Annotated in this window: 19 protein-coding genes; 6 read left to right on the forward strand and 13 right to left on the reverse strand. The window is 63.3% G+C overall.

All coding sequences use genetic code 11. From position 1 onward, the window contains the following. Position 1: 1 nt before the first annotated feature. Genes ACLB1G_RS15490 through ACLB1G_RS15500 form a run of 3 tightly spaced genes read left to right on the forward strand, consistent with a single transcriptional unit; the run spans position 2 to position 6,403 of the window. Positions 2 to 337, forward strand: a complete 336-nt coding sequence (locus ACLB1G_RS15490) for a DUF2149 domain-containing protein (RefSeq protein WP_491628116.1) — start codon at positions 2 to 4, stop codon at positions 335 to 337. Further along, the gene (locus ACLB1G_RS15495; protein WP_491628117.1) at positions 324 to 4,373 is read left to right on the forward strand and encodes a cobaltochelatase subunit CobN; all 4,050 of its coding nucleotides are present in this window, start codon (positions 324 to 326) and stop codon (positions 4,371 to 4,373) included. Before ACLB1G_RS15490 ends, ACLB1G_RS15495 begins: the two co-directional genes overlap by 14 nt. Next, on the forward strand, positions 4,370 to 6,403 hold the full coding sequence (locus ACLB1G_RS15500) for a TonB-dependent receptor (RefSeq protein ID WP_491628118.1): 2,034 nt from the start codon (positions 4,370 to 4,372) through the stop codon (positions 6,401 to 6,403). Before ACLB1G_RS15495 ends, ACLB1G_RS15500 begins: the two co-directional genes overlap by 4 nt. Here ACLB1G_RS15500 and ACLB1G_RS15505 read toward each other — a convergent pair whose 3' ends face one another. Then, positions 6,404 to 7,168: a sulfite exporter TauE/SafE family protein gene (locus ACLB1G_RS15505; protein ID WP_491628119.1), complete on the reverse strand. Its 765-nt coding sequence runs from the start codon at positions 7,166 to 7,168 to the stop codon at positions 6,404 to 6,406. It lies immediately after the preceding gene. Between the two features lie 163 nt (positions 7,169 to 7,331). On the opposite strand from ACLB1G_RS15505, the gene ACLB1G_RS15510 reads away from it, so the two are divergent. Together ACLB1G_RS15510 and ACLB1G_RS15515 are read left to right on the forward strand one after the other, a co-directional pair. Further along, complete coding sequence (locus ACLB1G_RS15510) at positions 7,332 to 8,054, forward strand: glutathione S-transferase (RefSeq protein ID WP_491628120.1); 723 nt, start codon at positions 7,332 to 7,334, stop codon at positions 8,052 to 8,054. Between the two features lie 151 nt (positions 8,055 to 8,205). After that, positions 8,206 to 13,791 (forward strand): DUF3320 domain-containing protein, encoded by a 5,586-nt coding sequence (locus ACLB1G_RS15515; RefSeq protein WP_491628121.1) that lies wholly within the window; start codon positions 8,206 to 8,208, stop codon positions 13,789 to 13,791. Here the strand turns inward: ACLB1G_RS15515 and ACLB1G_RS15520 are convergent. The 12 genes from ACLB1G_RS15520 to ACLB1G_RS15575 form a co-directional block, all read right to left on the reverse strand. Next, entirely contained in the window at positions 13,788 to 13,988 is a 201-nt protein-coding gene (locus ACLB1G_RS15520; protein WP_491628122.1) for a heavy-metal-associated domain-containing protein, read from the reverse strand. The two genes, ACLB1G_RS15515 and ACLB1G_RS15520, sit on opposite strands and share 4 nt — an antisense overlap. A gap of 62 nt (positions 13,989 to 14,050) precedes the next feature. Then, the gene (locus ACLB1G_RS15525; protein WP_491628123.1) at positions 14,051 to 14,332 is read right to left on the reverse strand and encodes a type II toxin-antitoxin system HicB family antitoxin; all 282 of its coding nucleotides are present in this window, start codon (positions 14,330 to 14,332) and stop codon (positions 14,051 to 14,053) included. Positions 14,333 to 14,493: 161 nt separating this feature from the next. Then, entirely contained in the window at positions 14,494 to 16,344 is a 1,851-nt protein-coding gene (locus ACLB1G_RS15530) for a PhoH family protein (protein WP_491628124.1), read from the reverse strand. A 263-nt stretch (positions 16,345 to 16,607) separates the two neighbouring features. Next, positions 16,608 to 17,090: a peroxiredoxin gene (locus ACLB1G_RS15535; protein ID WP_491628125.1), complete on the reverse strand. Its 483-nt coding sequence runs from the start codon at positions 17,088 to 17,090 to the stop codon at positions 16,608 to 16,610. 65 nt (positions 17,091 to 17,155) lie between these two features. Next, the gene (locus ACLB1G_RS15540; protein ID WP_491628126.1) at positions 17,156 to 18,127 is read right to left on the reverse strand and encodes a polysaccharide deacetylase family protein; all 972 of its coding nucleotides are present in this window, start codon (positions 18,125 to 18,127) and stop codon (positions 17,156 to 17,158) included. Positions 18,128 to 18,130: 3 nt separating this feature from the next. Continuing rightward, entirely contained in the window at positions 18,131 to 19,183 is a 1,053-nt protein-coding gene (locus tag ACLB1G_RS15545) for a bifunctional UDP-4-keto-pentose/UDP-xylose synthase (protein ID WP_491628127.1), read from the reverse strand. 19 nt (positions 19,184 to 19,202) lie between these two features. Continuing rightward, positions 19,203 to 20,177, reverse strand: a complete 975-nt coding sequence (locus tag ACLB1G_RS15550) for a formyltransferase (protein ID WP_491628128.1) — start codon at positions 20,175 to 20,177, stop codon at positions 19,203 to 19,205. Continuing rightward, positions 20,170 to 21,165: a glycosyltransferase gene (locus tag ACLB1G_RS15555; protein WP_491628129.1), complete on the reverse strand. Its 996-nt coding sequence runs from the start codon at positions 21,163 to 21,165 to the stop codon at positions 20,170 to 20,172. Before ACLB1G_RS15555 ends, ACLB1G_RS15550 begins: the two co-directional genes overlap by 8 nt. A gap of 11 nt (positions 21,166 to 21,176) precedes the next feature. Continuing rightward, complete coding sequence (locus ACLB1G_RS15560; protein ID WP_491628130.1) at positions 21,177 to 22,310, reverse strand: DegT/DnrJ/EryC1/StrS family aminotransferase; 1,134 nt, start codon at positions 22,308 to 22,310, stop codon at positions 21,177 to 21,179. A gap of 74 nt (positions 22,311 to 22,384) precedes the next feature. Beyond that, positions 22,385 to 22,756, reverse strand: a complete 372-nt coding sequence (locus ACLB1G_RS15565; RefSeq protein WP_491628131.1) for an SMR family transporter — start codon at positions 22,754 to 22,756, stop codon at positions 22,385 to 22,387. A gap of 62 nt (positions 22,757 to 22,818) precedes the next feature. Then, complete coding sequence (locus ACLB1G_RS15570; protein ID WP_491628132.1) at positions 22,819 to 24,480, reverse strand: glycosyltransferase family 39 protein; 1,662 nt, start codon at positions 24,478 to 24,480, stop codon at positions 22,819 to 22,821. 40 nt (positions 24,481 to 24,520) lie between these two features. Further along, complete coding sequence (locus tag ACLB1G_RS15575; protein WP_491628133.1) at positions 24,521 to 24,895, reverse strand: Mth938-like domain-containing protein; 375 nt, start codon at positions 24,893 to 24,895, stop codon at positions 24,521 to 24,523. Between the two features lie 146 nt (positions 24,896 to 25,041). On the opposite strand from ACLB1G_RS15575, the gene ACLB1G_RS15580 reads away from it, so the two are divergent. Then, positions 25,042 to 26,274, forward strand: coding sequence for a pyridoxal phosphate-dependent aminotransferase (locus ACLB1G_RS15580; protein WP_491628134.1), 1,233 nt, complete (start codon positions 25,042 to 25,044; stop codon positions 26,272 to 26,274). Positions 26,275 to 26,330: the final 56 nt, after the last annotated feature.

Raw genomic sequence — 26,330 nt, forward strand, 5'->3', positions numbered from 1 at the left:
CATGCGCTACCTGAACCGCCACCGCTACAGCCGCCAGGGCGAACAAGGAGACGATCCGCTGGCCGGCGTCGCCAACCTGTTCGACGCCAGCATCGTCTTCATCGTGGCCATGATGCTGGCCCTGTTCTCGGCCTGGAACATGATGGACTTGCTGGACCCCAACTCCGAAGTCACCATCGCCAAGAAAAGCGCCGACGGCCATGTCGAGGTGCTGACCAAGAAGGGCGCCGAGATCAAGGTGAGCCGCGTCAGCGATAAGCCCTTGTCGGGCTCCGGCAAGCGCCTGGGCACCGCCTATCAACTGCCGGACGGGAAGGTGGTCTATGTACCGGAATAAGCTGTGGGCCCAGGCCCTGCTGGTCTTGCTGATAGCTGCGCTGTGCCTGGCCAGCCGCCTGCACGCGGCGCCGGCGACGCGCACGGTGGCGCTGATGCTGGGCGACGTGGAATCGCGGCCGGCCGTGCTGGCCGTGCGCGGCCTGCAGGCGGAATTGCAAGCCATGCATGTGGCGGTGCGCATCATTCCCGTCAACGGCCTGTCGCCGGCCGACCGCGCGGCGCTGACCGGCGCCGACGTCGCCGTCATCAACGCCAAGGGCCGCCAGGCCATGACCGGCATTGCCGCCGAGCTGCTGGCGCTGCGGAAAGCGAAACGGCCGGTGTTTGCCGTGGGCGGCGCCATCGACGACAGCCTGCTCGAACAGGGCGTGCGCGATGAGCCGCAGATCCAGGCCTATGCGCGCGAGGGCGGCATCGAGAACATGGGCAATCTGCTGCGCTACCTGCTGCGCAACAGCCTGGGCGGCACGCTGGAAGTAGGCGCGGTGCACGCCATGCCGGAGGCCGGCCTGTACGACGTGGCGGCCAACCGCACCGTCTCCAGCTACGACGACTATGTGCGCGGCTATGCCCGGCACAAGCCGGGCGCGCCGTGGATCGCGGTGCCGTTCTACCGGGCCAGTTTGGTGGCCGGACAGACCCTGCCGCTGGCCGCCATCGTGCAGCGGCTGGAGGCGGGCGGCTACAACGTGCTGCCGGTGTTCGGCTATCCCTACGAGGTGCCGCTGCGCTACCTGCTCGATGAAAGTGGAAAGAGCCGGGTGGAGCTGATCGTCGCGCTGGGCATGAAGGTGGGTGGCACCGCCGGCACCGGCAAGCTGCTGGACCAGATCGGCGTCCCGGCCATCAACGCCATCACGCTCAGCCAGCAAAGCGTCCAGCAGTGGCAGGACTCCAAGGTCGGCCTGGACCTGATCGAGCGCACCTGGCAACTGGCCGGCGCCGAGGTGGCGGGCCTGATACAGCCCACCGTGGTGGCCAGCCGCGAACGCGTGTCCGACGCCCAGACCGGCCTGGCCTATGTAGAGGAAACGCCGATTGCCGAGCGCATCGAACGCCTGGCCCGGCGCGTCGATGCCTGGATGGCGCTGCGCCACAAGGCCAATGCCGACAAGCGCATCGCCATGATCTACTTTAATTATCCGCACGGCTCGGAAACCATAGGCGCGGCATACCTGAACGTGCTGCCGGACAGCCTGTGGCAGATCGTCCAGCGCCTGAAGCAGGAAGGCTATGCCACCGGCGACGCGCTGCCGGCCGAAGCGCTGGAATTGCAGGGCGCCATCCAGCAGTGGGGCAATTACCCGGGCAAGGCCAGGGGCGACTACATGGCGGGCCTCAAGCACCTGGCCGAGAGCGGACAGGCGCTGCTGGTACCGCTGTCCGACTACCAGCAATGGTACGCCGCCCTGCCGCAGGCGCTGCGCTCGTCCATCGAGCAGTCCTGGGGCAAGCCGGAAAAAGCGCCGGTGCTGTGGCGCGACGCCCAGGGCGTACCGTACTTCGTCTACCCGGCGCGCCGCTACGGCAATGTGCTGATGGCGCCGCAGCCGGGCCGCGCCTGGGAGCAGAACCTGGAAAAGCTGCACAATGAAGTGAGCATGCCGCCCAGCCACGAGTACATCGCCTTCTACCTGTGGCTGCAGCGCGCCTACCATGCCGACGCCGTCATGCACATCGGCACCCACGGCACCCAGGAATGGCTGACCGGGAAAGAGGCCGGCCTGTCCGGGGCCGATCCCACCGAAGCCCTGATCGGCGCCATGCCCAACATCTATCCCTACGTGATGGACGACGTGGGCGAGGGCATACAGGCCAAGCGGCGCGGCATGGCCGTCATCGTCGACCACCTGACGCCGCCGTTCGACGTGGCCGGCCTGAATCCGGACCTGCGCGAACTGGGCGCGCTGCTGAACGACTACCGCGTGGCCGAGCAAAAAAGCCCTCTGCTGGCGCGCAGCCACCTGCTGGCCATCAACCGCCTGGCGGCGAAGGCCGGGGTGCTCAAGGACATGAAGAAGAAGGAACTGAAGTCCGAAGCCGACATGGAAGCGCTGGAGGAATATCTGGACGACACCGGCAGCAAGCTGACCCCGTTCGGCCTGCACACCTTTGGCGTGGCGCCCGCGCCGCAGCAGCGCAACGCCACCGCGCGCGCCGTGGTCAGCATGGACGACAGCGCGACGGCGGAGCAAAAGCAGCGCCGCATCGCCCAGTTGGAAACCGATATCGAGCGCAGCGCCGGGCTGGAGCTGCAGCGCTTGATGGAGGCCCTGTCCGGCCGCTATATCCCGACCGGCGCCAGCGCCGACCTGGTACGCAATCCGGACGCGCTGCCCACCGGCCGCAACTTCTTCGGCCTGGACCCGGCGCGCATCCCCAGCAAGACCACCTACGAAGCGGGCGCCAGGCTGGCGCAGCAGCTGGTGGAGGATTACCGCAAGCGCCACGGCGTGTATCCCGACAAATTGAGCATGAATTTGTGGGGCGTGGAGACCTCGCGCCACGAGGGCATCATGGAGGCGCAGGCCATGGCGCTGCTGGGCGTGCGTCCGACCTGGGACGACCGTGGCCGCGTGACCGGGGTGGTAGCCATCCCGCGCCAGCAGCTGGGCCGCCCGCGGGTGGACGTCACCTTGATTTCGTCCGGCCTGTTCCGCGACCTGTTCGGCAATGTGCTGGCCCTGATGGACCAGGCGGTGCAGCTGGCGCAGAAACAGGACGACAGCGCCGACGGCGGTGGTGGTAACGTGCTGCAGGAGCACAGCCGCAAGGTGGCCGCCGCCATGCAGGCGCGCGGGGTCGGCGCCGAGGAAGCGCAGCGCATGGCGTCGGTGCGCATCTTCGGCCTGCCCAGCGGCGCCTACGGCACCCAGATCGAAAAGCTGATCCCGCTGACCAACGCCTGGCAGGACGAAAAGGAAGTGGCCGAGGTGTTCATCAACCGCATGAGCCATCCATTTGGCGGCGGCTACTGGGGCGATGATCAGGCCACACCGGCGCTGCGCCGCGAGCTGTTCCGCCAGGCGCTGTCCGGCAGCAAGGTGGCCCTGCACAGCCGCTCCAGCAACCTGTTCGCCACCCTGGACAACGACGACTTCTTCCAATACCTGGGCGGCACCGCGATGGCGGTGCGCGCCGTGGACGGCAAGACGCCGGAGGTGATGGTGAGCGACCTGTCCAATCCGCGCCGCCCCGGCCACAAGACGCTGGAACAGTACATGGGCCAGGAAATGCAGGCGCGCTACCTGAACCCGCGCTGGGCCGACAGCATGCTCAAGGAAGGCTATTCCGGTGCGCGTTATGTCAACCGCGTGGTCGATTACCTGTGGGCCTGGCAGGTCACGGTGCCGGAAGTGGTGGACGCCGGCAAATGGCAGCGCATGTACGAGACCTATGTGGCGGACCGCCACGGCCTCAAGGTGCGCGAACGCATCGCGGCCAGCGGCAACCTGCGCGCCTACCAGGCCATCACGGACCGCATGCTGAGCGCCATCGAACGCGGCTACTGGAAGCCTGCCGAGGCGGTGCGGCGCGACCTGGTGCGCCAGAACGCGCAAGCCATCAGGGAAGCGGGCGTGGCCTGCGGCGCCGATTCCTGCAGCCGCGAGACGCTGAAGATCGCGCCGCCATCCGGGGCGCAGTTCGCACCCAATCTCGGCGCCAACGCGGCAGTGGTGCACGGCGCCGTGAACGCGGCCCGCGCCGGCGGCTCGGCGCCGTCGCAGCAAGCCGCCGCCCAGGCGGCCGGCAAGGTGGCGCAGCAGCTGCAGGAGCTGCAGGCGCGCGCCGGGGCGCGGCCTGCGCCCACGCCGCCCAGCGCGCCGGCGAAAGCGGCGCCAGCAAAACCGCAACCCAAGGCCGACGCCCCCGACGCCAAGGTCAGCGGCTTCGAGATGCAGACCTTGTCCAACCTGACGCCGGCGCAGAAAACGGTGGGCACGCTGGCCCTGCTGGCGCTGGCCGGCGCCCTGGTCGGCGTGGGCTACGCCAGCCGCCGCAACAAGCTACGCAAACTGAAGGATTACTTATGAAGCTCAAAGCTATCGCCGCCACCCTGGCCGCCGCCGTGCCGGTACTCTCGCTGGCCGCGCCCGACGAGGAACCGCAAAAGGTCGAAGTGCTGGGCCATTACGACAATGGCGTCGGCACCTCGGGCGCCGCAAGCCAGGGCGTGGTGACGTCCGCGCTGATCGCCAACCGTCCTGCGTTGCGGCCCGGCGAGCTGCTGGAATTCGTGCCTGGCGTGATCGTCACCCAGCACAGCGGCGACGGCAAGGCCAACCAGTACTTCCTGCGCGGCTTCAACCTCGATCACGGCACCGACTTTGCCACCTATGTCGATGGCATGCCGGTCAATATGCGCAGCCACGCGCACGGCCAGGGCTACACCGACCTGAATTTCCTGATCCCCGAGATGGTCGACCGCATCAGCTACAGGAAGGGGCCGTACCAGGCCGACGATGGCGATTTCGCCTCGGCCGGATCGGCGCGCATGGGCCTGGCCAACAAGCTGTCCGCCAGCAGCGCCAGCCTAACGGTGGGTGAGCACCAGTATGGGCGCGCGGTGCTGACCGCTTCCACGCCGCTGGGTGTGGGCAACCTGGTGGCTGGCCTGGAGTCGGCGCACAACAACGGCCCGTGGCTGCTGCCGGAAGCCTTCCACAAAAACATCGGCGTGCTGCGCTACAGCCAGGGCGGCAGCGACGACCAGTTCAGCGTGACCGGCATGGCCTACCAGGGCGCCTGGCACGCCAGCAACCAGATTCCGCTGCGCGCGGTGGACAGCGGCGAACTGAATCCCTACGGCGCCATCGACAACAGCGACGGTGGCATCACTTCCCGCTACAGCCTGTCCGCCGCAATGCGCAAGCGCGACGCCGGCTCGCTGCTGCAGGCCAACGCCTACCTGGTGCAGTCCAGCCTCGCGCTGTACAACAATTTCACTTACTTCCTCGACGATCCGGTCAACGGCGACCAGACGCGCCAGACCGAGAAGCGGCGCATGGCCGGTTTTGAAGCCAGCAAGACCTGGTTCAACCAGGGCGGCAGCAACAAGCTCGGTGTACAGGCACGCCATGACCATATAGCCCCGCTGGCGCTGTACAGCACCGTCAGGCAGCAAATCACTGGCACGATCTCCGAGTCGCGCGTGGACGAAGGCAGCCTGGGACTGTATGCCGAGAACACGGTGCAGTGGACCGGCTGGCTGCGTTCCGTGGCCGGGCTGCGCCATGACCGCTACCGCTTCGACGTGCGCAGCAACCTGGCGGCGAACAGCGGCAAGGTGAGCGCCTCCATCACCTCGCCCAAGCTGTCGCTGGTGCTGGGGCCGTGGGACCAGACCGAATTGTTTGTCAACTACGGCGAGGGCTTCCACAGCAATGATGCGCGCGGCACCACCGTGCATATCGCGCCGCGCGAGCTGGTGGCGGTCGATCCGGTCACGCCGCTGGTCAAGACGCGCGGCGCCGAAGTGGGATTGCGGACTGAATTCATCCAGGGACTGCAAAGCTCGATGGCGCTGTGGAAGCTGCGGTCGGCCTCGGAGCTGGTGTTTTCCGGCGACGCGGGCGATACCTCGGCCAGCCGGGGCAGCCAACGTTACGGCATCGAGTGGAATAACCACTACATCGCCCGTCCGTGGCTGCTGTTCGACCTGGACCTGGCTTACTCGCGCAGCCACTACACGGAGCATGACACGGCCGGCGACCATATCCCCGGCGCGATCGGCAAGGTGGCCTCGTTCGGCGCCACCATCACCGATATCGGCCCATGGTCGGGCGCCTTCCAGATGCGCTACTTCGGCCCGCGTCCACTGGTCGAGGATGACAGCCGGCGCTCGGCCAGCACCGCCATCGCCTATGCGCGCCTGGGCTACCGCATCGACCGCCGCTGGTCGCTGGGCCTGGACGCCTTCAACCTGTTCGACCGCAAGGCCAGCGATGTCGATTACTACTACACCTCGCGCCTGCCGGGTGAACTGGCCGAGGGCGTGGATGACATCCACTACCACCCGGTCGAGCCGCGCACCGTGCGCCTGACGCTGCGCGCCGTGTTCTGATCAGGCGCGCGCGAACATCCACACCGTGAGCGTGGCGCCGATCAGCACCACCACCACGCGCATCAGCCTTTCGGGCAGGCGGTGCATCAGCCAGCCGCCGCACAAGCCGCCCACGATCCCGCCCAGGCACAGCGCCAGCGCGGCCGGCCAGCTGACCAGCGGCGACAGCGCGAACACCGCGGTGGCGGCCAGGTTCATGGCCGCCGCCAGCACGTTCTTGGTGGCGGTGGCGGTGCGCACCTGCTGGCCGGCGATGGTGAGCGCGGCCAGCATCAAAAAGCCGATGCCGCCGCCGAAGTAGCCGCCGTAGATGGAGATGCAGGCTTGCGCCAGCACCAGCTGCCAGCGCGGCATGGCGGACGCCGTGTGCAGCGGCTGCTTGCGGAAGCTGCCCCACGCGAACACGATGGTGGCGAACAGGATCAGCCACGGCACCAGCCGGGCAAAGAAGCTGGGCGGCGTGACCAGCAGCAGCAGCGCGCCCGCCACGCCGCCCGCCAGGCTGATGCCGACCATCTGTCCGAAGCTGAGGGGGCCGACGTCGCCGGCCAGCTTGCGCCCGGCCATGGCGGCCGTGGCCTGGCTGGGGAACATGGCGATGGTGGAGGTCATGTTGGCGGCCAGGGGATCGAGGCCGGCCAGCAGCAGGGTGGGGAAGGTGAGGAAGGAGCCGCCTCCCGCCAGCGCGTTCTGTATCCCGGCCACCAGGCCTGCGGCGGCAATCAGCAGCACGATGTGCAGGTCCAGCGGGGCGGGGATGGCCATGTGGTCGAAGATAGAGGATGGAGGGCGGGTTATTATAGCCAGATGGCAATCATCAGCCGGTTTCTCCGGGCCGCACCGGCTTCGTCCAGCGTAATCAGCGCTTGTATTTTGCCGCCTGCAGTGCCGTGCGTCGCACGCGGCGCGGCGGTGCTAGCATGCCGGCATGACGACTCCATACCAACTCTATTACTGGCCCGGCCTGCAGGGACGCGGCGAATTCGTGCGCCTGGCGCTGGAAGAAGCGGGCGTGCCCTACGTGGACGTGGCGCGCCGCAAGCAGGGCATGCCGGCGCTGATGGACAGCCTGGATGCGGATAAGGAGGATACGCCATCGTTCGCGCCGCCGGTGCTGCGCGCGGGCGGCCTGCTGATAGGCCAGACCGCCAACATCCTGATGTTCATCGGCGCCCACCATGGCCTGGCGCCGCGCGCGCAAGCAGGCAGGCTGTGGGCCAACCAGCTGCAGCTGACCATTGCCGACATCGTCAACGAGGCGCACGACACCCATCACCCGATTTCGATCGGCCTGTATTACGAGGACCAGAAGAAGGAAGCCAGGGCGCGTGCCCGGGAATTCCGCGAACAGCGCATCCCCAAATTCCTCGACTATTTCGAGCGCGTGCTGCAGGCCAATCCGGGGCGCGGCGGCTACATGCTGGGCTCGCGGCTGTCGTACGTGGATTTGTCGCTGTTCCAGCTGGTCGAAGGATTGCGCTATGCCTTCCCCAACACCATGGCGCGGCTGGAGCCGGGCTGGCCGGGATTGATCGCGTTGCGCGACAAGGTGGCGGCGCGGCCCAACATCGCCGCCTACCTCAAGTCCAAGCGCCGCATCCCCTTCAACGAGACCGGCATCTTCCGGCGCTATCCGGAGCTGGACAAGTAGCCATTGAATTTCCAGAGATGAATGTCCCCCGACTTCGGGTGTGGCTTTTTGTTCAAATTCCATCTCATCGGGCCGATTTGCCGATTGTAGTGGTATTCTGGCATTAAATGTGTTTTAAAATAAATAATACATTTGCCTGCCAGGAGAAGCCATGCCAGTAGTTGAGGATTTACAGTCGTCCAGCTTTTTGCAGGGAGGGCTTAGTCCCGAGCAAAAGCTTGAACGGGCCAGGACCGACCTACTGGATCTTTCCGCGCGCAATAGGTTACTCAACATCCCTCGTTCAGCCAAGTCTGCGAGAGTGATCGAGGTAGTGGACGAAAAGTCGTCCGAGATCTATCGGATACTTGTCACAGAAGGAAAGACCTTCACGTTTCTTCCAGGACGTGCGGCCTCAGTGAGCGCCAGCGCTCAACATGATGAGGATGAAATTACCGACTTGGCTCAACCGGATGACGACAGCGTCAACGAGCATGGCGTGCTTAGCCGACATGTTGATACAAAGCTCCAAACTAAGCTTACCTCCAAGGGGTTACAACGACGGCTGCTCGAGCTCTATTTCGATGCGCGCACGCTAGAGGAGGAGCAAGGGGTTAATATTCTGTTCTTGGTCTTGGGCACGTTGAAGTGGGTCGATCCCAGTAACGAAAAAAACATACGCTATGCTCCTCTTGTGCTCGTACCGGTCAACCTGGAGCGTGGAAACGCGGCAGAGCAGTTTAAACTGAAATGGCGGCAGGAGGACGTGGCGGCAAATCTGTCCCTTGAGGCCTATCTCGAGCGAGTTCATAGTCTGACATTGCCCGTCTTCGAGACCGGCGACGAGCTCAACGTGTCCAGTTATATCGATGCGGTGGCAGACGCTGTTAAGTCCAAGATAAACTGGTCTGTTCAGCCCGACGATATCGTACTCGGCTTGTTCTCTTTCGCTAAATTCCTTATGTATCGAGATTTGGACCCAGCAGTTTGGGCTCAGGAGGGAGGGCTGTTGTCGAAGCCGTTGATTAGCGGCTTACTTAGCACCGGATTCAGCAGTGCTGGTTCGTTATTGTCTGATGAGGTTGATCTCGACGCCTGCATTCCGGTGCCCGATCTCACTCATATCGTTGACTGCGACAGTTCGCAAGCACTTGCGGTCAATGATGTGAGAAAAGGTCACAATCTGGTAATTCAAGGACCTCCAGGGACGGGGAAATCGCAGACGATTGCGAACGTGATTGCATCAGCGATTGCCGATGGCAAGACGGTCCTATTTGTCGCGGAAAAAATGGCCGCATTGGAAGTGGTCAAGCGTCGTTTGGACCATGCCGGTGTGGGCGACGCGTGTCTGGAACTGCACAGCAATAAGGCCAACAAACGTATATTACTTGAAGAGCTACGTCGAACCTTCGAGCTTGGTCCTCCTAAGGAAGACTTCGAGTCTACACTAAATGCCCGTCTGGAAATTGGACGAGCGCTTTTGAATGCGCATGCTCGGAGACTTCATCGGCCTCATGATCGTGCTGGATTGACTCCTTACCAAGTAATTGGTGAGCTGGTGCGACTGCAACGGACACTGGGGAGTCCTGTTGACCTCCAGCTTGCCAATGCGTCTGATTGGACGGCAGATGGATTCTCTGACCGGCTCAAACTGGTCCGCGAACTGGCACAGCGGATTACCGACATTGGTGTCCCCGATGCCCATCCATGGCATGGTGTTGGACTGAATGTTATTTTCCCGACCGATGTGGACAGGTCGATACGGAAAATCATAGGCCTTAGTGAGCGTCTCTCTGTGATCCAGGGAGGTTATAAGCATGTGGCCACCCGGATGCAGATCCCGGCACCGAGCAGTCTGGCAGCTGTGGAACCTCTGGTGGTGTTAAGCCGCCGCATAGCTAGCGCGCCCCCAATCAGTGGGCATGCGTTGGCTGCGGATTGTTGGGAAACTGCGATTGCTCAATTAGATCAGGTTATTGCGGCTGGTGTTCGTTGGGATGAGTTGGCTGGATTTTTATCTCAACATATCCTGCCGGTGGCATGGAATTCCGACGTGAGTTCCTTGCAGTCCAGATTAGAGCTTTTGCCAGATCAGTTTGACGCGTGCTCATTCGCAGCACCGCTTCAGATAAAAAAGCTCTTGCCCGGACTCTTGAGTTCACTTGCCTTGTTTAAAGCCCAGTTGGGCTGGGCTGAACCGGATACCATTGCCGCGATACGCAGAAAAATTTCAGTGGCTGAACGGATTACCGAGGCTCCAGATGTTGGCCATGACGTGCTGGTTTCTGCCGTGTGGGATCAGGGCGTTGAGCAAGCTGCAGAGCTTGCTGACAACATAAGCATTCTTGCTGAACTGCGGGCGCGGTTGAGCAGCCATCTTACGGACGCCGCTTGGGATGTGGATCTGGCAGGAGCCAGGCAGACTTTAGCCATGCATGGGCAGGGTTTATTCCGTTTCTTTAGTAGTGATTGGCGTAGGGCGAATTCTTATGTCAAGTCTTTCCTGAAGAATCCTTCCGTACCGCTGCCAACTCAGCTTGAGCTTCTGGATTCCCTGGCCCAAGGGCAGAAGTGCCGTGAGCTTATTATCAAGCAAGATGATTTTGGTCGTGCGGCATTCGGGCCGGACTGGCGTTCGGAACGGTCCTCTTCAGAACCGCTCAAAAGACTGGTCGAGTGGATGCGCAGCCTTAGGGGCCTCGGCAACGAGCCGCGATTACTGGCTGTTCAGGTTACTGATAAGGGTGCGCTGCGGTCGCTTACGTCGCAGCTTAAGGCGATTTTTGAGCAGCTTCTGCCGCTTGTCCAGACATTATGGCGTGATGCTGACGGCGTTGCTGCGGTTTTTTTCCCGAACACTGCATCCAGTGAATCAATTTCCATAGATGATCTCGTCGGCGCCGTTCAAATGTTCGTGGCAATCGATGCCGAATTCGCAGCATTAGTATCGCCGGTTCCTGCGACATGCATGGCGCGTCGGCATTTGTTAGCGCAATTGGATGCTGCACAAGGCGCGCGGCGCGTGCTCGACGAGAACAGCGCCTTGTGTCAGGCTGCGTTTGGCGATTATTGGCAGCATGAGGCATCCAACTGGCAGCTCTTGGCCGAGACAGTTCAGTGGGTTAGGGACAATGCGGACATCCGCAAAGTCTGTGCTGCCCAACTAGATCGAGCAGAACCATATCAAAAGATGCAAGAGCTGGCGGCGCTCGTCGATGCATTCCTTGCGGAGTTGGTATCGCTGCAAAATGACCTCAAAACAAACTCGGCAAAATTATTCGATAGTGCGGATATACATGAGGTGCTGTTGGACAATATCGCGCGGCGATTCACCGCGTGGGTGCAACATTCCGAGCAGTTGTCAAAGTGGGTTGCTTACAAGGACCGTGCCGAGAAGGCGTGCTGGTTAGGGTTGGGCGATTTGGTCGGCAAGCTGGAATCCGGGCAATTGCAGCCCGTCGCCGCTGAGCCGACTTTCGAAATGGCATATTATGAATCGCTCTTCAGGAGTCAACTCGCCCAAGAGCCGGAATTAGGCCGGTTTGATGGGGCTCTCCATGGCCGGCACGTGGCCGAATTTGTGACCATGGACCGGCAGCGAATCAAGGCTGCCAGCTTAGAGGTGGTCAAGGCTCATTACCGCCGCATGCCAAAGGGAACCGGTGCCGTTGGACCACTGGGCGTATTGCGTGGCGAAATGGTCAGACGTCGCGGGCATATGCCAATTCGGCAGTTGATGGCCAAGGCTGCGCCCGCGGTACAAGCACTGAAGCCTGTGATGATGATGAGTCCGCTCTCTGTGGCGCAATTTCTGCCGCCTGGCAAATTAACCTTCGACTTGTTGGTAATGGACGAGGCGAGTCAGATCCAGCCTGTTGATGCTCTTGGCGCGGTGGCACGTTGTCGTCAAGTTGTAGTGGTCGGCGATGAGCGCCAGCTACCACCGACAAAATTCTTCTCGAAGGTGACCGGGCAGCAGGATGATGACGATGGAGACGAGGCGCAAGTCTCCGACGTGGAAAGCATTCTCGGCTTATTCTCGGCCAGGGGTCTGCCGCAGCGTATGCTGAGGTGGCATTATCGCAGCCGGCATCAATCGCTGATTGCAGTATCCAACAGTCAGTTCTACGAGAACAAGCTCTTCATTGTGCCAAGTCCATATACGCACGAAGCAGGGATGGGCCTGTTGTTTCGGCACCTTCCCGAGGGGGTATTTGACTCCGGTAATACCGGCACAAATCAGCTGGAGGCAGCTGCCATTGCTGAAGCCATCATTAAGCACGCGCGCGTCACCCCAGAGCTGTCACTAGGCGTCGCAACATTTTCCGTTAGGCAGCGGAAAGCAATACTAGACCAGCTTGAGGTTCTACGACGACAGAGCCCTGATACTGAGGGATTTTTTAGTACCCATCCAAGCGAGCCATTTTTTGTAAAAAATCTGGAGAACGTGCAAGGGGATGAACGCGATGTCATCTTCATCTCTGTCGGTTATGGTAAGAACGCTCAAGGGTACATGGCGATGCGCTTCGGTCCGCTCAGTGCGGATGGTGGAGAACGTCGCTTGAATGTGCTGATCAGCAGGGCCAAACGCCGCTGCGAGATATTTTCCTCCATTACTGACGAGGATATTGATCTGGAGCGCGGCAAAGGAAAAGGTGTGTTTGCCTTTAAACTGTTCCTGAGATTTGCTCGGACTGGTAAGCTGGATATCCCTACGTTGTCGGGACGGGATTACGATAGCGGTTTTGAAGCGCAGGTTGCTCAAGAATTAACGCAACTGGGCTACAAAGTGCATCCTCAAGTGGGTATTGCTGGATTCTTCATTGATCTTGCGGTTGTCGATCCCGATAATGCAGGCAGATACTTGCTCGGGATAGAGTGCGATGGTGCTTCTTACCATAGCTCGCGGTCGGCACGAGACCGGGACCGTTTGCGGCAGGCCGTGCTAGAGGATCATGGCTGGGTCATTCACCGAATCTGGAGCACTGAGTGGTTCCAGCGTCCCAAGGAACAATTGCAGACGTTGGTTACCGCGATTCAGGCAGCGAAGGCTGCCATCGATGTCGTAGAAGGGGAGCACAAGGCGATGCCGCGAACCGTCCCTAAAATTGTAACGATTGATCGCGGGGAGGTTACGGAAATAGGACTGATAGCGTCCTCACATTTCGACAGCAACAGCGTTGCATACGTCGAGGCCAGCCCTGCCCCTCCTGTTGGAGTTGGTGAACTGCATGAGGCGCCAGATTCGACCTTGGCGGATCTCATTCGCCACGTGGCTTTAATCGAAGCTCCTGTACACGTGGACGAGATTGTTGTGCGCCTGCGCAGTGCTTGGGGCCTAAAACGAGCCGGCGGGCGGATACAAGCGGCCATCGAGCGTGGCATGCGCGTGGCCTTGCAAGTGGAAGGACTGAAATTGCACGGTGGCTTTATTTCGCGCACCGACGGCGAAATAGTTGTGCGTGACAGAAGCGCTGTGAAATCGGACGGCCTAAGGAAGCCTGAGATGCTGCCGCCACAGGAACTCGATATCGCTATCGAACAGGTGGTACAGAAGAACTTCGGCGCCACTGTTGACGAGATCGTTCAAACGGTCGCAAGGCGGCTGGGTTATAAAGCCACGAGTTCGCAACTACGGGAACGTATTCAGTCGAGAGTAGATCATTTAACCCGGCAAGCGGCTTTGATACGGCAAGGAGACAATTTGGTATCGGGCGGCAGCGTTGCATCGCCCCCGATCCAAACAAAAGCTCTTTAGTGTGACGCCGTCACGGGGTAGCCGGCATCCTCGATGGCGCCCTTGATGGCGTCCAGCGGGCTGCCGCTGTCGACCTTGACGGTCTTGCCGGCCAGGTCCACTTCCACCCTGGCGCCGCCGTCCACGGCCTGCACCGCCTTGGTCACCGAGGCCACGCAGTGGCCGCAGCTCATGTCTTCCACCTGCAATTGATACATGAAACCCTCCTTCGATAGCACATGGCGGTACTGTACTCCTTCCCGCCATGGGAAGGTCAAGTTCAATCGGGCGGATCGTCCAGGCGCGCCAGGTCCAGGCTGACCAGGGCCCAGATGCCGCCGGCGTAGTCCGGCTCGCGCGACAGGGTTTCCACGGTGGTGGGGCGGATCTCGAACGGCCGCCCCTGTTCGACCAGCAGGCCGACGTGGCGGTGTATGGTCTTGGCGGCATTGCTCATTGCCTTGTCCACTGTCTCACCGCTGGTGACGCAGCCTGGCAGGTCGGGAACGGTGACGCCGTACTCGCTCGCGCCGTCCTTCTGTATCAAGATGGGGATGTCCATGTCTGCCTCAGCTGTGTGCGGCAAGGCTGCACCGGCCCTGCATACCCAGTGTCATACAGGATGCAGGCGGTATCAAGGCGTTTGTGGCGTGTAGTGGACAAAACAAAGAAAAAGCCCCGCCGCATTGCTGCGGGCGGGGCTTTGCGGCGGACTCAGCCGGCTTACAGCACGTCGGACGCGTGGTCGGCCAGGCGCGAGCGTTCGCCGCGCGCCAGGGTCACGTGGCCGCTGTGCGACCAGCCCTTGAAGCGGTCCACCACATAGGTCAGGCCGCTCGACCCTTCGGTCAGGTAGGGCGTGTCGATCTGGGCGATATTGCCCAGGCACAGGATCTTGGTGCCGGGACCGGCGCGCGTGACCAGGGTCTTGACCTGCTTGGGCGTCAGGTTCTGCGCCTCGTCGATGATCAGGAACTTGTTGACGAAGGTGCGGCCGCGCATGAAGTTGAGCGACTTGATCTTGATGCGCGAACGGATCAGGTCCTGGGTGGCGGCGCGGCCCCACTCGCCGCCGTCGGAATCGGACTTGTTCAGCACTTCCAGGTTGTCGTCGAAGGCGCCCATCCAGGGCGACATCTTCTCTTCCTCGGTGCCGGGCAGGAAACCGATGTCCTCGCCCACCGGCACGGTGACGCGGGTGACGATGATCTCGTTGTACAGCTTGGTCTCCAGCACCTGCGCCAGGCCGGCGGCCAGGGCCAGCAGGGTCTTGCCGGTACCGGCCTGGCCCAGCAGGGTGACGAAGTCGCACTCCGGGTTCATCAGCAGGTTGAGGGCAAAGTTCTGCTCGCGGTTGCGCGCCGTGACGCCCCACACGCTGTTCTTGTTGTGGCTGTAGTCGCGCAGGGTTTGCAGCACGGCGGTCTTGCCGTTGATTTGCTTGACCTGGCCGTAGAACGGCGCCTCGCCATTGTTCGGCTCCAGGAATACGAACTGGTTCACCAGCAGCGAGGGGATGAAGGGTCCGGTGACGCGGTAGAAGGTGGCGCTCTGGCCGTTCTTGTTCTCCTGCCAGGACTCCATGTCCTTGCCGTGCTTGTTCCAGAAGTCGTCCGGCAGCTGCACGATGCCCGAGTACAGCAGGTCGGTGTCTTCCAGCACGTGGTCGTTGAAGTAATCCTCGGCCGGCAGGCCCAGGGCGCGCGCCTTGATGCGCATGTTGATGTCCTTGGACACCAGCACCACGGGGCGGCCTTCCTGTTCGCCTTCCAGCGAGCGCACCACGGCCAGGATCTGGTTGTCGGCCTTGCCGACCGGCAGGCCGGCCGGCAGGTCGGCGTTCTGCAGCCGGGTCTGGAAGTACAAACGGCCCTTGGCGTCCTTGTTGCCCAGCTTGGACAGCGGGATGCCCTGCTCGATGGCGTCGTCGTCGGTGCCCGACATCAGCGCGTCCAGCGTGCGCGAGACCTGGCGCGCATTGCGGGCCACCTCGGTCATGCCTTTCTTGTGGTTGTCCAGCTCCTCCAGCGTCATCATGGGCAGGTAGACGTCGTGTTCCTCGAAGCGGAACAGCGAGGAGGGGTCGTGCATGAGCACGTTGGTGTCCAGCACGAACAGCTTGGTCAGGCCGCTGCGGTCGGCCTGGCGGCTGGTGGACGACTTGAGGTTGACCTCGGCCGGCTTGTGCTTGGCCACCTCGCCCTTGATCGGGGTAACCTTGGCGCGCGCCGGCGCCTTGGCTTTCACGGGCTTGGCGGCCGGCGTTGCGGCGGGAGCGGCGGCAGCTTCCTGGGCCGCCTGCAGGATGGCGGGCGCGGCTTGCAGCACGGCGGCCACGGCCTTGGATTTGACGGGCTTGGCCGCAGGCGCGGCCGCTGCCGGCGCAGCAGGGGCTGCGGCGGGCTTGGTATTGCTGACTGGAACTGCCTTGACGGGCGCCGCCTTCTTCGGCGCGGGGGCAACGTCGGCCACGGTAGCTATGGCGGGCTGGGCCGGGCGGGTGCCTGTCGCTTGGGGGTAATCTTTTGCCAACAGTATAGTCGCTGGCTTACTTGGTATTTTTGGCAGTGGCATCAGGATCTCGATCTAAGAATTACTGAGGAATCCGTCCATGGGCAGGCAGCGCGGCGCGCAAGCGGACGCGCCCCGGCCGGATGGGGTGGATGCTGGTGGTAAGGGAATATAAGACTGCCGGCGGGCCGGTCAAGGCCCGGAAAGTACCGCGTGGTGGCCGAGGCCACCATGGTGGGTGGGTTGAATGAAGAGGTACAGTGATGACTCAATTGGCGCTACACTGGGTTTCTGCTACGGTTGAGCAACTCCGGACTGTGGCCCGCCTAACTCTGACGCGCCACAAATTCCAGCACTTCGTCGGCGTGGCTTGCTACCTTCACGCCTCTCCATTCTTTCACCAATTGGCCGTTAGCGTCAATCACAAACGTACTGCGCTCTATGCCGCGCACGGTCTTGCCGTACAGCTGCTTCATCTTCATGACGCCGAACTGGGTGCACAGGGCTTCCTCCGGATCGGAAATCAGGTCGAACGGCAGGCCCAGCTTGGCCTTGAAGTTTTCGTGCGAGCGCAGCGAGTCGCGGCTGACGCCATAGACTTCCGCGCCGGCCGCGCGGAACTGCTCATGCAGGTCGCGGAAAGCCATGTTTTCGGTGGTGCAGCCCGGGGTGTTGTCCTTGGGGTAGAAGAACAGCACGGTGCTGCGCGCTGGACGGCCGGACAGCTGGAAGGTCTGGCCGCCGGTCATGGGGGCGCTGAAATCGGCGACGGGCGACGGGGGGGCAACGACGGTGGGGCTAGCAGCCACGGCTTATCTCCTGTGTGAACTTCGGCGTTGGATCGGTGCTGGCAACGCTACCAGGCGGCGCGCCCTCAGGCCGCGCCCTGTATCATCAGCTGGCCGGAGCGGCCCGGCAGTTCGCCCCAGGCGATGGGGCGCACCGGCAGCGGCTGGCCCTGGATCTTCGCATAATACTGTCCCATGGACGCCAGCCGGTAGCCCTGGGCCTTCCACCCAGCCAATAACCGCTCGAATATGGGGGCGAGTTTCTGTCCTTCAAGTTCGGCGTGCAGGGTATAGACGTGGTCGCGGCGCTGGTTCGCCGTCAGCTTGAGCAAATGATCGGCGATGTTGGCGGTGCTGATTTCCACGCCATCGATCTCGCGCCCCAGCAGCTCGTCCAGGGTGGGCAGGGTGGTCGGCAGCTGTACGCAGGACAGCACCTGGCCGCCGTCGCTGAGGCGGTGCGGGCCGTCCGACGGATGGGCCAGGCTGCCGTCCTCGTTCAGTACGCAGCGGCCGTCCGAGGCGTAGGCGTAGCCGGCCGTGTCGTGCTCGCGGAAGGCGGCTGCGTTCATCTGCCAGCCGGCCGCGCCGATGGTCGGGGCAGGCTTACCGAACACGGCCTCGTAGCGCTGCTGGGCCTGGCGCATCATGGCCGTGGTCCAGCCCGGCGCCGCCCTGGCCACATTGTCCTGCCAGCGCACGTGGTCCCAGGTGTGGATGCCGCATTCGAAGCCGGCGTCGCGCGCTGCGCGCAGTTCGGCCGCGCATGCCTTGCCGATGTCCGGACCAGGCAGCAGCACGCCGTACATCAGGGTTTTCAGGCCATAGTGCTCGACCACCGAGGTGCGCGACACCTTCTTGAAAAAGCCCGGGCGCAGGGCGCGCCGCAGGGCCCAGCCGGTATGGTCGGGTCCCAGCGAAAACAGGAAGGTGGCCTGGGCCTGGTGTGCGGTCAGCATGCGCACCAGATTGGGCGTGCCCTCGCGGGTGCCGCGATAGGTGTCGACGTCGATCTTGAGCACCAGCAGCGGCTGGTCCTCGTGCGCGGATAGCGTCAAGGCTCAGTCCACCAGCGCCTGGGCTTGCGCCACCTGGCCGCGGTAGGCGTCGAAGATTTTCTTCAGGGCCTCGGCCATGGTGGTGGTCGGCTTCCAGCCCAGTTCCTCGCAGGTGTTGGTGATCTTGGGCACGCGGTTCTTGACGTCCTGGTAGCCCTCGCCATAGTAGGCGCCGGAAGTGGTTTCCACGATCTGCACCTGCTTGGCGCCGGTGGCGTACTCCGGATATTGCTCGGCCAGTGCCAGCATCATGCCGGCCAGCTCGCGGATCGAGTAGTTGTTGACCGGGTTGCCGATGTTGTAGATCTTGCCGCTGGCGGCGCCGTTCTTGTTCTCGATGATCTTCATCAGGGCGTCGATGCCGTCGTCGATGTCGGTGAAGGCGCGCTTCTGGTGGCCGCCGTCCACCAGCGAGATATTCTCGCCGCGTACGATGTGGCCGAAGAACTGGGTCACCACGCGCGAGGAACCTTCCTTCGGGGTGTGGATGGAATCCAGGCCGGCGCCTATCCAGTTAAACGGGCGGAACAGGGTGAAGTTCAGGCCTTCCATGCCGTAGCCCCAGATCACGCGGTCCATCAGCTGCTTGGCGTTGGAATAGATCCAGCGCGGCTTGTTGATGGGGCCGCAGATCAGTTCCGAGTGCTCGGGGTCGAATTCCTCGTCGTGGCACATGCCGTACACTTCCGAGGTCGAAGGGAACACCAGGTGCTTGCCGTACTTGGCGGCCGAGCGCACGATGGGCAGGTTGGCCTCGAAGTCCAGCTCGAACACGCGCAGCGGCGCCTTGACGTAGGTGGACGGGGTGGCGATGGCCACCAGCGGCAGGATCACGTCGCACTTCTTGACGTGATATTCCACCCATTCCTTGTTGATGGTGATGTCGCCTTCGAAGAAGTGCATGCGCGACTTGTAGGCCTCGTTTTCCAGCACGTCGGTGATGCGGTCGGTGCTCATGTCCATGCCGTACACGTGCCAGTCGGTCGTCTCCAGGATGCGTTTCGACAGGTGGTGGCCGATGAAGCCATTGACGCCGAGGATGAGGACTTTTTTCATATGAATTCTCTCGTAATGTTCATTGCCCGCCAGTGGCCGACAGGGCGGCCAGGCGGGACTGCAACTGCTCGGCCGTGATGGGGTGGCCATCGGCGGTCAGGGCGGAAATGGCCAGCATGCGGCCATCGCCGCAAACGCCAAAGATGCAATTATCCACCACGGCCAAGCCCGGTGGCAAACCCAGGGAAACAACATTGCCGAAGTTGCCACGATGGTGGCCGGCCAGCCTGGCCCTTTCGATCACATAGCGCACGCCGCCGAGGTCGGTAAAGGCGCCAGGGTAGGGCGGGGCCACGGCGCGGTGCAGGTTGTACACCTGCAGGGCCGGCTGCGACCAGTCGATGCGGCCATCCTCGGGCTTGCGCCCGCCGAAGTAGCCGCCCTGCGTCAAGTCGTTGGGCAGGCGCGGCGCGCTGCCGTCCAGCAGGGCCGGCAGCACCCGCCACAGGCACTGCTCGGCGGCCACCGTGACCTTGCCGAACACCTCGTGCGCCGTATCGTCAGGCAGGATGGGCACTTCCACCTGCGACACGATGGCCCCCGCGTCCGGCTTGACCGTCATTTCGTGCAGGGTGGCGCCGGTTACCTCGGCGCCGTGCAGCACGGCCCAGTTGACCGGCGCGCGGCCGCGGAACTGCGGCAGCAGCGAGCCGTGCATGTTGAAGGCGGGCGCCACTTCCAGCAGGCTGGCCGGCAGCATGTGGCGGTAGTAAAAGCTGAACATCAGCTCGGGCGCGGCGTCCCTGACCTGTTGCAGCAGTTCTGGCGACCTGGCGTCGTCCGGCGTGATGTAGGGGATGCCCTCGTTGCGGCACAGGCTGATGACCGACTCGAACCAGATGTTTTCGCTGGCGCTGTCCTCGTGGGTGACCACCAGGGCCACGTCCACGCCGCCGGCCAGCAGCACTTTCAGGCAGCGCACGCCCACGTTGTGGTAGGCGAACACGACAGCGCGCTGGCGCTGCGGCAGGGAGATGGCTTCGGACTCAAGCATCGCGCGCCACCGTGCGTTTTTCACCGGTCTCGGGCAGCAGCGGCTGCTGCGCGCCCGGCACCTGCTGCAATATGGTCTGGATCACGTAGCGTGGCCGCGCCCGCACCTGCTGGAAGATGCGGCCTATGTACTCGCCCAGCAGTCCGATGCCGAACAGGATCACCCCCATGAAGAAGAACACCACGGCGAACAGGGTGAACACGCCTTCGGCCTCGGCGCCCAGGAACAGGCGGCGTATCACCAGCACCGTCACCAGCAGGCCGGAAATGATGGACATCAGCATGCCCATCATGGAGAAGAATTGCAGCGGCACCAGCGAAAAGCCGGTGACCAGGTCGAAGTTGAGCCGGATCAGGCTGTACAGCGAGTACTTGGACTCGCCGGCCGCACGCTCCTCGTGCTCGACCATGATCTCGGTCGGCTTGCGCGCGAAGCGGTAGGCCAGGGCCGGCACGAAGGTGTTGACCTCGCCGCACTGGTTGACCAGGTCGATCACGTTGCGGTGGTAGGCGCGCAGCATATTGCCCTGGTCCGTGATCTTGATGTTGGTGATGCGCTCGCGCAGCTGGTTCATGGCCTTGGAGGCATAGGTGCGCCAGGCCACGTCCTGGCGCTTGCGGCGTATCGAGCCCACGTAGTCGTAGCCCTCGCGCATCTTGGCCACCAGGTGCTTGATTTCCTCGGGCGGATTCTGCAGGTCGGCGTCCAGGGTCACCATGATCTCGCCGCGCGCCGCTTCGAAGCCGGCCAGGATGGCCATGTGCTGGCCATAGTTGCCGTTGAACAGCACCACGCGCGTGACGTCCGGCCGGGCCCGGAACTGCTCGGCCAGGATGGAGACGGAATTGTCGCGGCTGCCATCATTGACGAACACGATCTCGTACGAGGTGTGCATGGCGTCCATGGCCGGATACAGCCGGTCGAACAGGGCCTGCAGGCCGGCCTGTTCGTTGTAGACCGGGATGACGACGGAGATTTCTGGTTTCATCAGCGAGACGTTCATTTGATCAGGATGGCCTTCACGGCGGCCACCGCGCGCTCCACGTCGGCCTTTGTCATGGCGTAGAACATGGGCAGGGTCACGGTCAGGCGGCCGATTTTCTCGGACACGGGGAACATGCCTTCCTTGAAGCCGCGCTCGCGGTACAGGGTGAACAGGTGGATCGGCGCGTAGTGGTAGCCGGTGCCGATGTTGAACCGCTCCTGCATGGCGCGCATGAAGTCGGCGCGGGTGGTGGGGCCGCGGTCCGGCAGGATGATCTGGAACAGGTGGTAGTTGCTGGTGTCGAAAGCTTGCAGCGGCAGGCTGGCGCCGGACTGCGCCTCGAACTCGGGCCCGAACTGCTCGTAGTAATGGCGCGCCAGGTCGCGGCGGTGGGCCGTGATGGCATCCAGGTTCTTCAACTGCCCGAGGCCGATGGCGGCGTTAATGTCCGTCATGTTGTACTTCCCGCCCAGGACATCCACGTCGATGCCGTCCACGCCGCTGCGGGTCACGCCCTGCAGCCGGTACTTCTCGGCCAGGCGGGCTTCCTCGGCATTGTTGAGCACCAGGCAGCCGCCCTCGGCGGTGGTGAGGTTCTTGTTGGCCTGGAAGCTGAACGAGACGAAGTCGCCGAAGGAGCCGATGGGCTTGCCCTTCCACTGCGAACCCAGGGCCTGGGCCGCGTCCTCGACCACGCGCAAATTGTGTTTTTTCGCGATGGCGTACAGCCGGTCCATGTCGACGGGCAGGCCGGACAGGTAGACCGGGATGATGGCGCGCGTGCGCGGCGTGATCGCGGCTTCGAGTTTATCCAGGTCGATGTTGCGGGTGACGGGGTCGATGTCGGCAAACACGGGGGTGGCGCCCACTTCGATGATGACGTTGGAGGTGGCCACCCACGAGATGGGCGTGGTGATCACTTCATCGCCGGGACCGATGCCGGCGATGCGCAGGGCGATCTCCATGGTGCAGGTGCCGGAATTGAAGGTGCGCACCGGACGGCCGCCGAAATAGGCCGACAGCTGGGCCTCGAAGGCTTGCACCTTGGGACCGCTGGTGATCCAGCCGGAGCGCAGCACCTCGCCGACGGCGGCGATGGTTTCTTCATCGATGGTAGGCTTGGAAAACGGCAGGAAGGGCAGTGTCATGATGTTCTCTTGTCTGGAAATCGCATTCTAAAGCGTAAATGGCAAGCTGGACGATATGATAGCGGTCCGCCGCCTCAGCTGCGGGCCAGCAGCGCCACGCCGGCCAGGATGATGGCGATGGCGGCCACCCGCTGCAGCGACAGCACCTCGCCAAACAGGTACCAGGCGCCCACGGCCGCCACCACATAGCCCAGCGACAGCATGGGATAGGCCACCGACACGTCCACCCGCGACAGGGCCACGATCCACAGCACCACCGACAGCACGTAGCAGGCCAGGCCGCCGATGATGGGCAGCTGGGTCGCCACCTTGACGGCCAGCGGCAGCAGGTTCTGCAGGCTGATGTGGATTTCGCCCACGTTGCGGGCGCCGGCCTTGAGCAGCAGCTGGGCCACGGCGTTGAGCAGCACGCCGAAGACGATGAAACTGAAAGTTGCGATGTTCATATGTTACTCAAAGTGGTTCGCCCGCGCGGCGCGCAGCCGTGCGGTGCGGACGGGTTGGGAGGCTACAAGTTGGCAATCACGGCGCGGCGGCTGTCGCGCGCTACCACGCGCAGCGGCAGGCCGCGCGCCTGGAATTTTTCCACGTCCTCGCTGGCCACGATGGCCAGCGCCTTCACGCCGCGCGCGCGCTGGGCGTTCCAGTCGGCGATGAAACCCTCGACCTTGGGGATGGACAGTTCCGGCTGCTGCTGCAGGCCGAAGGTGAACTCGTCCCAGTAATCGACCAGGGTCACGGTGCGGCCCAGGTAGAAGGTCATGGACTGCTCGTAGGTGCCGACCGAATAGATGCGGGTGTCGGGCTTGAGCTCGGCCTGGATGGCGGGGATCAGCGCCTTGCCGGCGCGCATTTTGCCATAGGGTTCGAAGCCGGCCAGTATCAGCTGCACCGCGAGGAAGCCGGCCACGGCCAGGCTCAGCACGGCATGGTCGCGGCGCAGCTGGCGCGCATGGAAGATGGCCACGGCGCCGCCGGCGGCGGCCACGATGGCGGCCGCCAGCACCCAGGGCTGGTAGGCGTCCAGCAGGGCGCGCTCGGCGGCGTGGCGCACCGCCATGTGGGCCATGCGCGGCACGGCAGCCAGGCCGCCCACGCCGATCAGAAGCAGCACGGCGCCGGCGATGGTGCGGCTCAGGCGCGTAGCCTGCTCCAGCTGGCAGGCGATCAGCAGGGCCAGGGCCGGGAAAATGGGCAGGATGTAGCCGGGCAGCTTGGAGCTGGACTTGGTGAAAAAGGCCATGATGAACACGGTCCACACCAGCAGCAGCATTTTCGGCTGGAACACGGCGCCGCTGGCGCGGCGGCCGGCCGCCAGCAGGCTTTGCGGCAGCACCCCCAGCCAGGGCACGATGCCGGGCAGCAGCAGCACCAGGAAGTAGTACCAGGCGCCCTCGCGGTGGTGTTCCTTGAGCAGGAAGCGCTCGAAGTGCTCGTGGATGAAGAAGAAATGCGGCTGCTCGGGATTCTTCAGGCCGACCAGCACGAACCAGGGCGTGGCGATGGCGAAGAACAGCAGCAGGCCCTTGCCCAGGTGCAGCCGGGTCCAGATGCCCCAGTCGCGCGCCGCCACCGTGTAGAACACCAGCACCGCGCCCGGGATCACGACGCCGATCAGGCCCTTGGCCAGCACCGCCAGCGCCATCCCTGCCCAGCAGGCCAGCATCCAGTTGCGCCGTTCGCCGGCGCTGGCGCCGTCATGCTGGGCCAGCAGCAGGGCGCACAGGGCCAGGGTGGTCATGCCGGACAAGCCCATGTCGAGCGAATCGATCTGGCCGCAGGCCACCCAGAACAGGCTGGAGCCCAGCACCAGGGCGGCGTAGAAGCCGGCCCGGGCGCCAAACACGCGCGTGCCGGTGTAACCGGCCAGCAGCACGCCCCCTATGCCGCACAAACCGGTCCACAGGCGCGCCTGCCATTCGCCCACGCCAAACACGGCAAAGGTGAGGGCGTTCATCCAGGTCTGCAGCGGCGGCTTCTCGAAGTACTTGATGCCGTTCAGGCGGGTGGTGATCCAGTCGCCGCTGGCCAGCATTTCGCGCGCCATCTCGGCATAGCGGCCCTCGTCGGGCGGCACCAGGGAGCGCACGCCCAGCGCGTACAGCGAGACCAGGATAAAAGCCGCCAGCAGCGGCCACAGCAGCTTCTTGTTGTTATGCAGGTCGTTCATCAGGCCTGTCGTTCTAGTTTTGGGTGGTTGGTATGGGCGCTCAGTTCTTGAGCAGCAGGGCCAGGGTGACCTTGCGGCCTTCGCCCATCAGGATGTTGTAGGTGCGGCAGGCGGCCTGGTTGTCCATGCATTCGACGCCGATGCGGCGCGAGGTCAGGGCCATGGTCAGGCGCGGATGCACGAAGCGCTGGCGCTCGCCGGTGCCCAGCAGCACCACGTCGGGCGCGTCGGCCAGGATTTCGTCGAAGTGCTCGGCCGTCAGGCTGTCGAAGCCGGTGGCGCTCCAGGCGCGCGGCTCTTGCTCGGGCAGCACCAGCAGGTTGTAATCATAATGCTGCGCATTGATTTCCACCCCGCTGGCGTCGTAGCCGGTCACGGTCTGATATTGTTTGGTATTGCTCGGATGCAGCTTCATGGTGAAAACGGTGGGCAAAAGAAGCGCCATTGTATCGTTTTTCCGGGGCTGCCTACCCTGAAAGGTTGATTAAATGGGAGGCTTTCGGCAGAATGGGTCTTTTCGCAATGCAGCATGGCAGTGCCTTAACAGAGACGGGATTTACCTTGCGACAGATACAGAAATCGAACAAGCTTGCCGAAGTGTGCTACGAGATCCGCGGCCCGGTGCCGGAAAAAGCCCGGCAAATGGAGGAAGAAGGCCACAAGATCACGAAGTTGAATATCGGCAACCTCGCCATGTTCGGTTTCGACCCGCCGGACGAGATCGTGCACGACATGAAGGTCAACCTGGCCGACGCGGCCGGCTACACCGATTCCAAGGGCATGTTCGCGCCGCGCAAGGCTGTCATGCACTACACCCAGGGCAAGAAGATCGCCGGCGTCGGCATCGACGACATCTATCTGGGCAATGGCGCTTCCGAGCTGATCGTGATGTCCATGAACGCCCTGCTCAATACCGGCGACGAAGTGCTGGTGCCGGCCCCGGACTACCCGCTGTGGACCGCCGCCGTCAGCCTGTCGGGCGGCACCCCGGTGCATTATGTGTGCGACGAGCAGCAGGACTGGTTCCCCGACATCGCCGACATCCGCCGCAAGATCACCTCCAATACGCGCGCCATTGTCGTCATCAACCCGAACAACCCGACCGGGGCCTTGTATCCGGTGGAACTGCTGCTGCAGATCGTGGAGCTGGCGCGCCAGCACCAGCTGATCGTCTATGCGGATGAAATCTACGACAAGGTGCTGTACGACGGCGCCCAGCACGTCTCCATCGCCTCGCTGGCGGACGACGTGCTGTTCGTCACCTTCAATGGCTTGTCCAAGAACTACCGTGCCTGCGGCTACCGCGCCGGCTGGATGGTGGTCTCGGGCGAGAAAAGCCATGCCAAGGATTACATCGAGGGCCTGAACATGCTGGCCTCGATGCGTTTGTGCGCCAACGCGCCCGGCCAGTTTGCGATCCAGACTGCGCTGGGGGGCTACCAGAGCATACAAGACCTGGTGGGACCTGGCGGGCGCCTGCTGAAACAGCGCGACCTGGCTTACCAGCTGCTGACCGATATCCCGGGCGTCACTTGTGTCAAGCCCAAGGCTGCGCTGTACATGTTCCCGCGCCTCGATCCCAAGGTCTACCCGATCGCGGACGACCAGCAGTTCGCCTACGAGCTGCTGGCGGAAACCAAAGTGCTGATCGTCCAGGGCAGCGGCTTCAACTGGATCGCCCCGGACCATTTCCGCGTGGTGTTCCTGCCCAATACGGACGACATGACGGAAGCGTTCGGCCGCATGGCCCGCTTCATGGAGGGCTACCGCAAGCGCCACGGCGCCAGCGCGTAAGCCGCTCCGCAACCGCTCAACCCGACCGCACCGGTTCAGGCTGGCGCGGTCCGCAA

It is taken from the genome of Duganella kummerowiae, from assembly GCF_053572355.1.

Coding starts and splice junctions, on each gene's coding strand:
- ACLB1G_RS15490 (WP_491628116.1), top strand. CDS start 2: ATGCGCTACCTGAACCGCCACCGCTACAGCCGCCAGGGCGAACAAGGA.
- ACLB1G_RS15495 (WP_491628117.1), top strand. CDS start 324: ATGTACCGGAATAAGCTGTGGGCCCAGGCCCTGCTGGTCTTGCTGATA.
- ACLB1G_RS15500 (WP_491628118.1), top strand. CDS start 4,370: ATGAAGCTCAAAGCTATCGCCGCCACCCTGGCCGCCGCCGTGCCGGTA.
- ACLB1G_RS15505 (WP_491628119.1), bottom strand. CDS start 7,168: ATGGCCATCCCCGCCCCGCTGGACCTGCACATCGTGCTGCTGATTGCC.
- ACLB1G_RS15510 (WP_491628120.1), top strand. CDS start 7,332: ATGACGACTCCATACCAACTCTATTACTGGCCCGGCCTGCAGGGACGC.
- ACLB1G_RS15515 (WP_491628121.1), top strand. CDS start 8,206: ATGCCAGTAGTTGAGGATTTACAGTCGTCCAGCTTTTTGCAGGGAGGG.
- ACLB1G_RS15520 (WP_491628122.1), bottom strand. CDS start 13,988: ATGTATCAATTGCAGGTGGAAGACATGAGCTGCGGCCACTGCGTGGCC.
- ACLB1G_RS15525 (WP_491628123.1), bottom strand. CDS start 14,332: ATGGACATCCCCATCTTGATACAGAAGGACGGCGCGAGCGAGTACGGC.
- ACLB1G_RS15530 (WP_491628124.1), bottom strand. CDS start 16,344: ATGCCACTGCCAAAAATACCAAGTAAGCCAGCGACTATACTGTTGGCA.
- ACLB1G_RS15545 (WP_491628127.1), bottom strand. CDS start 19,183: ATGAAAAAAGTCCTCATCCTCGGCGTCAATGGCTTCATCGGCCACCAC.
- ACLB1G_RS15550 (WP_491628128.1), bottom strand. CDS start 20,177: ATGCTTGAGTCCGAAGCCATCTCCCTGCCGCAGCGCCAGCGCGCTGTC.
- ACLB1G_RS15555 (WP_491628129.1), bottom strand. CDS start 21,165: ATGAAACCAGAAATCTCCGTCGTCATCCCGGTCTACAACGAACAGGCC.
- ACLB1G_RS15560 (WP_491628130.1), bottom strand. CDS start 22,310: ATGACACTGCCCTTCCTGCCGTTTTCCAAGCCTACCATCGATGAAGAA.
- ACLB1G_RS15565 (WP_491628131.1), bottom strand. CDS start 22,756: ATGAACATCGCAACTTTCAGTTTCATCGTCTTCGGCGTGCTGCTCAAC.
- ACLB1G_RS15570 (WP_491628132.1), bottom strand. CDS start 24,480: ATGAACGACCTGCATAACAACAAGAAGCTGCTGTGGCCGCTGCTGGCG.
- ACLB1G_RS15575 (WP_491628133.1), bottom strand. CDS start 24,895: ATGAAGCTGCATCCGAGCAATACCAAACAATATCAGACCGTGACCGGC.